The organism is Natronomonas sp. (genome assembly GCF_036625485.1).
GTDB lineage: Archaea > Halobacteriota > Halobacteria > Halobacteriales > Haloarculaceae > Natronomonas.
The window spans coordinates 1-6328 of record NZ_JAZKTR010000136.1 but is presented as its reverse complement, the minus strand read 5'-3'; the positions used below and the strand labels follow the sequence as shown (position 1 = coordinate 6328).

The 6328-nt window shown below is 66.7% G+C and carries 9 protein-coding genes; 3 read left to right on the top strand and 6 right to left on the bottom strand.

The genetic code is table 11. The annotated features are described in order from the left end of the window. Nucleotides 1-7 precede the first annotated feature (7 nt). Complete coding sequence (locus V5A53_RS11840; RefSeq protein ID WP_332313820.1) at nt 8-1510, top strand: DUF790 family protein; 1503 nt, start codon at nt 8-10, stop codon at nt 1508-1510. 1 nt (nt 1511) lies between these two features. Here the strand turns inward: V5A53_RS11840 and V5A53_RS11835 are convergent, their stop codons facing one another. Genes V5A53_RS11835 through V5A53_RS11825 form a run of 3 tightly spaced genes read right to left on the bottom strand, consistent with a single transcriptional unit; the run spans nt 1512 to nt 3459 of the window. Further along, on the bottom strand, nt 1512-2048 hold the full coding sequence (locus tag V5A53_RS11835) for a metallophosphoesterase family protein (RefSeq protein ID WP_332313819.1): 537 nt from the start codon (nt 2046-2048) through the stop codon (nt 1512-1514). Between the two features lie 2 nt (nt 2049-2050). After that, nucleotides 2051-2551: a DUF7122 family protein gene (locus V5A53_RS11830; RefSeq protein WP_332313818.1), complete on the bottom strand. Its 501-nt coding sequence runs from the start codon at nt 2549-2551 to the stop codon at nt 2051-2053. Then, the gene (locus tag V5A53_RS11825; RefSeq protein ID WP_332313817.1) at nt 2548-3459 is read right to left on the bottom strand and encodes an RsmB/NOP family class I SAM-dependent RNA methyltransferase; all 912 of its coding nucleotides are present in this window, start codon (nt 3457-3459) and stop codon (nt 2548-2550) included. The genes V5A53_RS11830 and V5A53_RS11825 overlap by 4 nt, the downstream gene beginning before the upstream one ends. A gap of 132 nt (nt 3460-3591) precedes the next feature. On the opposite strand from V5A53_RS11825, the gene V5A53_RS11820 reads away from it, so the two are divergent. Beyond that, on the top strand, nt 3592-4329 hold the full coding sequence (locus V5A53_RS11820; RefSeq protein ID WP_332313816.1) for a proteasome assembly chaperone family protein: 738 nt from the start codon (nt 3592-3594) through the stop codon (nt 4327-4329). A 15-nt stretch (nt 4330-4344) separates the two neighbouring features. Here V5A53_RS11820 and V5A53_RS11815 read toward each other — a convergent pair whose 3' ends face one another. Continuing rightward, the gene (locus tag V5A53_RS11815) at nt 4345-5112 is read right to left on the bottom strand and encodes a CPBP family intramembrane glutamic endopeptidase (RefSeq protein WP_332313815.1); all 768 of its coding nucleotides are present in this window, start codon (nt 5110-5112) and stop codon (nt 4345-4347) included. Nucleotides 5113-5194: 82 nt separating this feature from the next. Then, nucleotides 5195-5638, bottom strand: a complete 444-nt coding sequence (locus V5A53_RS11810) for a bis(5'-nucleosyl)-tetraphosphatase (RefSeq protein WP_332313814.1) — start codon at nt 5636-5638, stop codon at nt 5195-5197. A 124-nt stretch (nt 5639-5762) separates the two neighbouring features. Between V5A53_RS11810 and V5A53_RS11805 the strand changes: the two genes are divergently transcribed. Then, a complete protein-coding gene (locus V5A53_RS11805; RefSeq protein ID WP_332313813.1) occupies nt 5763-6092 on the top strand; it encodes an uS10/mL48 family ribosomal protein in 330 nt (109 codons plus the stop codon). Here V5A53_RS11805 and V5A53_RS11800 read toward each other — a convergent pair. Next, nucleotides 6089-6328 (bottom strand): hypothetical protein (locus V5A53_RS11800; protein ID WP_332313812.1); only part of this gene is annotated, 240 nt, incomplete at its 5' end. The two genes, V5A53_RS11805 and V5A53_RS11800, sit on opposite strands and share 4 nt — an antisense overlap.

Below are 6328 nucleotides of genomic sequence, written 5' to 3'. Positions count from 1 at the left end.
TCGCGTAGTGCTGACGAAGGACCTCCTCCGCGTCTCGCGGGCCGGTGGCGGCTACCACCCACAGTTCACCGACCCCGACGACGAGGCGCTCGCCGCCCGCGTTCTCGGCGTCTATCAGGGCCACGTCGGAAAGCGCCGCGAGGAACTGGAGACGGCCCTGACCGATCTCGAACGCGAGGCCGACGATTTCAAACTGGTCCGGGGCTTCGCCAAACTGCTCGAACGGGAGGCGACCTTCGAGACACGCGCGCCGGTTGCACCGGTTCGCGCACGCACGGCCGCTTTCGAGGCCGCCGAAGCCACGGGTGGCGTCGTCACAGATGCTGACCGCAACGCCGCCCTGAAACAGGCGGCCGACCGACTCGGCGCCGAGGCCGCCGATATCGACGCCTCGCTCTTTGCCGACCGGGAGATCGAGCAGGTGCTGACCGACTGCGATACCCGCTACGACCCCGAGAGCCTCCGCGAGCAGTACGACCTCTCGTTGGCTCAGACCGCCCTTTTCGACGCGACGGAGGTCCGCGTTCGCTCCTCGGAGCCGAAGGCGCTCGTCTCGGCTGTCAAACGCCTTCGACTGATGTACGAGATCGAGCGGACCGACGAGGGTCGCGAGGTCATCGTCACCGGTCCCGACGCGCTCTTTCGGCGCTCCCGGCGCTACGGGACGCGTTTCGCTCGCCTCTTGCGAACCGTCGCGAAGGCCAACGAATGGCACCTCGAAGCGACCATCGACGACCGGGGAACCGAGCGCCTGCTGACGCTTGACACGGGTGACGTCTCGGTGCCGGGCACCGAGCCGGTCGCCGAACCGACCTTCGACAGCGGCGTCGAATCGGATTTCTACGCGCGCTTCGAGTCGCTGGACCTCGACTGGAACGTCGTCCGCGAACCGGAGCCGCTGGCGGCCGGCGAGCACGTCGTCATCCCCGACTTCGCTTTCGACTGGAAACACTCCGACTTTCGGGTCTTCTTCGAGATTATGGGCTTCTGGACGCCCGAGTACGTCGACAAGAAGCTCTCCCGTTTCGCGGACCTCGAAGACGTGGCCTTCATCGTCGCCTACGACGAGAGCCTCGGCGTCGGCGAGGACATCGAGGCGGCGGGCCACCGCGCGATTCCCTACAAGCGGACCGTCCGCCTCAAGGACGTCCGGGACGCTCTCCGGCACTACGAGGGGGAACTCAGGGCCGAAAGCGCCGATTCGGTGCCGGACGAACTGACGCCCGAAGCAGACGTGACCACCATCGCCGCCCTCGCCGACGACTACGGCGTCCCCGAATCAGCCATCGAGGATGCGGCGTTTCCGGACCACGAACGTGTCGGTCGAACGCTGGTCCGGCCCGCTGTGGTTGAAGACATCACCCCCGGTATCGAGGCAGGGATGGACCTCTCGGAGGCCGAGGCGGTGCTGGACGAGTGGGGCATCGACGAGACGAGCGCTGTCCTGTCCCGACTGGGATATCGCGTCGAGTGGGAAGGCCTCGGTGGCGGGACGGTTCGCGAGAAGTAGGCTACGAAGGTCGGGTTCGCAGTCGCTTCCCTTGTCGGATGTAGTCGATCAGTTCCGCGACCGGCACCGGTTCGTAGCCCGTCAGTTCGACGGAGACGTTGCTCCGGCGGTTCCCGGGGTCGACGAACGGGAACTCGTCGGGTCGCATATCGTGGTGGTGGCCGTGAATCAGCCAGTCAGTTCGGTCGGCGGGGGCTTCGGCGGGGTCGTGGACACAGAGAAATCGGTAGCCGCCGGCTTCGAAGCGATACTCTCGGCGTGCTGTGACCGCGCGGGTCCGTCGGACGCCCTCGTCGTGGTCGCCGACGACGAACGTGATCTCGCCGTTCAGGCGGCGGAGCCACCGCCGGACCGTCGTCGGTTCCGACGGAACGACCAGGTCACCGAGATAGATCACCTCGTCGTCGGGGTCGACGACGGCGTTCCAGTTGTCGAGCAGGCGGTCGTTCATCTCGCCGATCGACGCGAAGGGGCGGTCGGTGTAACCGAGCACCTCGGCGTGGTCGAAATGTAGATCGGCGGCGAGATATCGGGTCACGGTCAGACGTCGCGCTGGCGGCCCTTCGGCATCTGGGAGCGCAACTCGCCGTGAACGTAGAGGCCGACGCCGATGGGTTCGACACCGCCAGCGATCTCGTGGGCAGCGATGAGATAGCCCCAGTCGCCGTCCCAGTCGAGTTCCTGGTCCTCGCCCTGCAGGAAGGCCGTCGCTTCCTCGTCGTCGAGGACGATGACGTTCTTCGTCGCCTCGCGGCCGAACCGCTGGACAGCGTCGGTCGTCGGCTTCCAGTGTTCCTGTCGCGTCCGGAGGAAGGTCATGCCGAGCCCCTCGACGTCGGCCGGTGAATCCATGTCGTCGGCGAAGACCCATATCTTCCCGGCGCCCTTCTCCCAGATGGTGTGGCCGGCGAAGGTCTCGCGGTCGAGGTCGAACCGGTCGACCCACCAGTCGATGACCTCCTCGCGGGTGGCCCGACCCTCGACCTCGCGGTCGGCGGCGGTCGCGGGGAGGCGGTTGAACAGTTGGCCGTCGTTGCTCATGCGGTCACCTCCAGTTTCGCACAGAAGAACCCGCCCGTGTCGTTCTGATGGGGATAGACGCGCTTGGCGCGGGTCATCGTCTCGTCGAACTGCTGGCCGTTCCACTCGGTGATTCCGGGGTCGTGTTCGAGGCCGAGGTCGTAGTCGACGAGGCGGATGTCGTGGCTGTCGAGGGCGTCCTGTACGACGGCCTCGTTCTCCTCGGGCGCGAAGGTACACGTCGAGTAGACGACGGTGCCGCCCTTCCGGGTGATCTCGATGGAACGGTCGAGGATGGCCGTCTGGACGTCGACGATACTCTCGATGTGACCCAGCGACCAGTTTTCGAGCGCGTCGGGGTTCTTCCGGATCGTCCCTTCACACGAGCAGGGCACGTCCACGAGGACGCCGTCGAAGGGCTTCCCGCCGAAGGGTTTCAGCGAGAAGTTCCGTGCGTCTTGCCGGGTGACGACGACGTTCGTGACACCGCAGCGTTCGGCGTTGGAGCGAAGGGCCGACAGCCGGCCGAGGTTGTTGTCGTTGCCGACCAGCGTGCCGCGGTCCTCCATCAGCGAAGCCAGTTGCGTCGTCTTGCTTCCCGGTGCAGCACAGCAGTCCAGCACGCGGTCGCCGGGGTTGGGTTCCAGCGCCAGCGGCGGGATGGCCGAGACCTCCTCCTGGCCGTGTACCCAGCCGTGGACGTAGGGCCACGTGTTGCCGGGGGAGACGTCGTCGGCCATCCGGAAGAGGCCGTCGTGCCACTCGACGCGCTCGTAGTCGACGCCCGTCTCGTCGAAGGCCCGGCGGACGCGGTCGGGGGTCGCCTTGATATCGTTGACTCGGACGACCGACGGCAGCGGGCGCTCGCAGGCCTCGTGAAACGCCTCGGCGTCGTCGACGAGCGAGTCGTATCTGTCGAGCGGGTCCATACGCTTGCTGCGGTTGCGGTGGCTTTGTCGGTGTCGGTCTGGAGCAGTCGCCGACGACACCGCTGGTCGTCCGAGAACGAATCTGACCGTTCGGCGACCACAATTAAGGCCCGTCCACACCACCCTACTGCTATGGCACATATACAGGTTCAGGCCGACGATATTGACCTCGATTCGCCCCTACTGGTCGAGGGGCTGCCGGGGGCCGGCCTCGTCGGGAAGATCGCGGCCGACCATCTCGTCGAGGAGTTCGACATGGACTACTACGGCTCGGTCCACTGTGAGGGCCTCCCGGAGGTCGCCGTCTACGAGGGCGAGCAGTCCGACATCCGACCGCCGGTACGGATCTACGCGGACGACGACCGCGACCTCCTCGTCCTCCAGAGCGACGTCCCCATCTCACCCACGCGGGCAAGCGAGTTCGCCACCTGCGTCACCGGCTGGTTCGACGCCAACGACGTCTTCCCCCTGTATCTCAGCGGCCTCTCCGAGGAGAAAGACGGCGTCCCGGAGATGTACGGCGTCGCCACCGGCGCGGGCCACGACCGGATCGAGGCGGAGGGTATCGTCCCGCCCCGGCAGGGGGGTATCGTTACCGGGCCGACGGGCGCACTGCTCAACCACGCCGCCGAAACGGGCTTCGATTCCGTCGGCCTCATCGTCGAGACGGAGGCCCAGTTCCCCGACCCGGAAGCGGCTCGGGTCCTCCTCGAACACGGTATCGGCCCGCTCGCCGACATCGACGTCGAGACCGACGCGCTCATGGAACGTGCCGACGAGATCCAGGAGGCCCGCGAGGAACTCGCCAAGCGCCTCCACGAGGCCGACGAGGAGAGCACGCAAGCCCAGCCGATTCGGGGCTTCCAGTAGCCCTTTTAAGGATGCTCAGACGCCGCCAGCGACCGCCAGCAGTTCCGCGGCGACGACGTGTAGCGTCAGGTCGGCGGTGAAATGCGCCACCATCGCGGACTCGATGCCGCGGCGCCAGTAGAGCCACCCGAAGACGACGCCGCCGATGGCATTCAACAGCACGGTCCGAACCATCAGCAGCGGTGTCGGGTCGGTCATCGACGCGAGGGTGCCGAGGTGGGCGGCGCCGAAGGCGATGGCGGTGAGGAAGATCGCGACCCAGACGGCGCCGTCGGCCGGGCCGTCCTCGCCGGCGACGAGCGTCGACAGCCAGACGAAAAGCGTCATGAGACCGAACCGGACGAGGAGTTCCTCCGTGATGCCGCCGTACAGCGATGCGAGCGCGCGCTTCCAGACGGCCGGTTGGTCGACGGCGTCGGCCGGAATCGAGACGCCGACGGCACCGAAGGCGATGTCGAGGCCGACGATGGCGACGGCCGTCGCGATGCCAAGCGGAACGGCGAGTCGCAGGGTTTCGCGGCGTTGCTCGCCGATGGCGTGGCCGTGGAGACGCGCCCGAAGGAGTGGCGCGCCGAGGCCGACCTTCGGGCCGAGATAGAGGCCGACGAGGCAGGCGACGGCGACGAGCGCTCCCGACTGGATGACGGTCGCGACGGCGATGACGGCCAACGATACCTCCCCGGTCGGTGGTACGAGGGCGAAGAGGTAGGGCAGCACTGCGAGGACGCCGACGAGGCCGGCGAGAACGAGGACGGCGAACTGCGCTCTGTCGATGCGACTCATGGCCGTGGACTCGTGGGCGGGCCCGAAAAGGGTTCGCGGTGGCGGCCGCTATCGGTCGGTCACCCCGAGGTACGGCGACGGATTACTCCTCGTCGTCCTCGTCGCTTTCGAGTTTCTCGTCGAGGAACTCGTGGGCGTCCTCGAGTATCTCACGGGGGCCGTCCTGCGTGATGGTGTTTATGGCCTGTTCGTAGTCGCGCCACTGCATGTCGCGGTGCTCCTCGGAGAGTTCCGCCGACGCCTCGTAGGATTTGGCGATGAACAGGTGGACGGTCTTGTGGATGGTCGTTCCGTTCGCTTCGAACACGTAGTCGTAGTCCTTTCGGAAGCCGTCTAACAGCCGGAAATCCTCGATTCCGGCCTCCTCTTTCACTTCGCGGATGGCGGTCTGCTGTAGTTCCTCTTCGCCCTCGACGCCGCCTTTGGGAAACTCCCAATCTCCGGGACGGGACTTGAGCAGCAGGTACTCACGCCGGCCACGCGTATCGCGAAAGAGGATGGCTCCCGCGCTCGTGGCCTCTTGCATTACTTTCGGGTAAACGGCCACCGCTTAAAGGGATATCGGACGGTCGATTCCGGCGTTTGGGCCGGGAGGCCACACTGCCGGTCGGATAGGTGCGCTTTTGAGCATCGAGCATCCAGTAGGCTGTATGCCCTTCGTCACCACCCTGACGCTCCAGAGCGGGGACCGCAACGTTCTGGAACGAATCGTCGGGAACATCAAAACGCGCGCCGAACGGAAGGGCGTCGAGCTCCGGGGCCCGCACGCCGAGTCACCGCACGATGCGTCGATACCGCAATCCAAGCGGCTCTCGGCCAGCGGCTCCCGGTTCCGGTCGTGGAACTACACCATCTACACGCGGACGATGGAAGTCGTCGGTCACGACGAGTTCGCCCGGGACGTCGCGGGCCAGGAGTTCCCCCCGGGTATCCACCTCGACGTCGACGTCGAGCGCGTTTCCGCGCCAGGCAGCCGCTAGTCCAGCTCCGTAAACCGCGTCCCCGACTCCCTGATCCGGATGTCTATCGACGATAGCTCGTCGACGCGCGCCCAGTCGTAGGTCCCGTCGGTCCCTGCGGTCGTAACGACGCGGAGCCGCAGGTCCGCGTTCGGTACCTCCTCGCCGGCGACGGCAAAGCCGGCGTCGGGCGCCAGCGTGGTCCGCTGGCGGTACACCTGCTCGAGCTCGTTCGTGTCGACGGCGGCCGTTTCGGT

Excerpts from the sequence above, each read along its gene's own strand:
- V5A53_RS11830 (WP_332313818.1), bottom strand. The coding sequence starts at position 2,551 with ATGAGCAACGACGGCCAACTGTTCAACCGCCTCCCCGCGACCGCCGCC.
- V5A53_RS11825 (WP_332313817.1), bottom strand. The coding sequence starts at position 3,459 with ATGGACCCGCTCGACAGATACGACTCGCTCGTCGACGACGCCGAGGCG.
- V5A53_RS11820 (WP_332313816.1), top strand. The coding sequence starts at position 3,592 with ATGGCACATATACAGGTTCAGGCCGACGATATTGACCTCGATTCGCCC.
- V5A53_RS11815 (WP_332313815.1), bottom strand. The coding sequence starts at position 5,112 with ATGAGTCGCATCGACAGAGCGCAGTTCGCCGTCCTCGTTCTCGCCGGC.
- V5A53_RS11810 (WP_332313814.1), bottom strand. The coding sequence starts at position 5,638 with ATGCAAGAGGCCACGAGCGCGGGAGCCATCCTCTTTCGCGATACGCGT.
- V5A53_RS11805 (WP_332313813.1), top strand. The coding sequence starts at position 5,763 with ATGCCCTTCGTCACCACCCTGACGCTCCAGAGCGGGGACCGCAACGTT.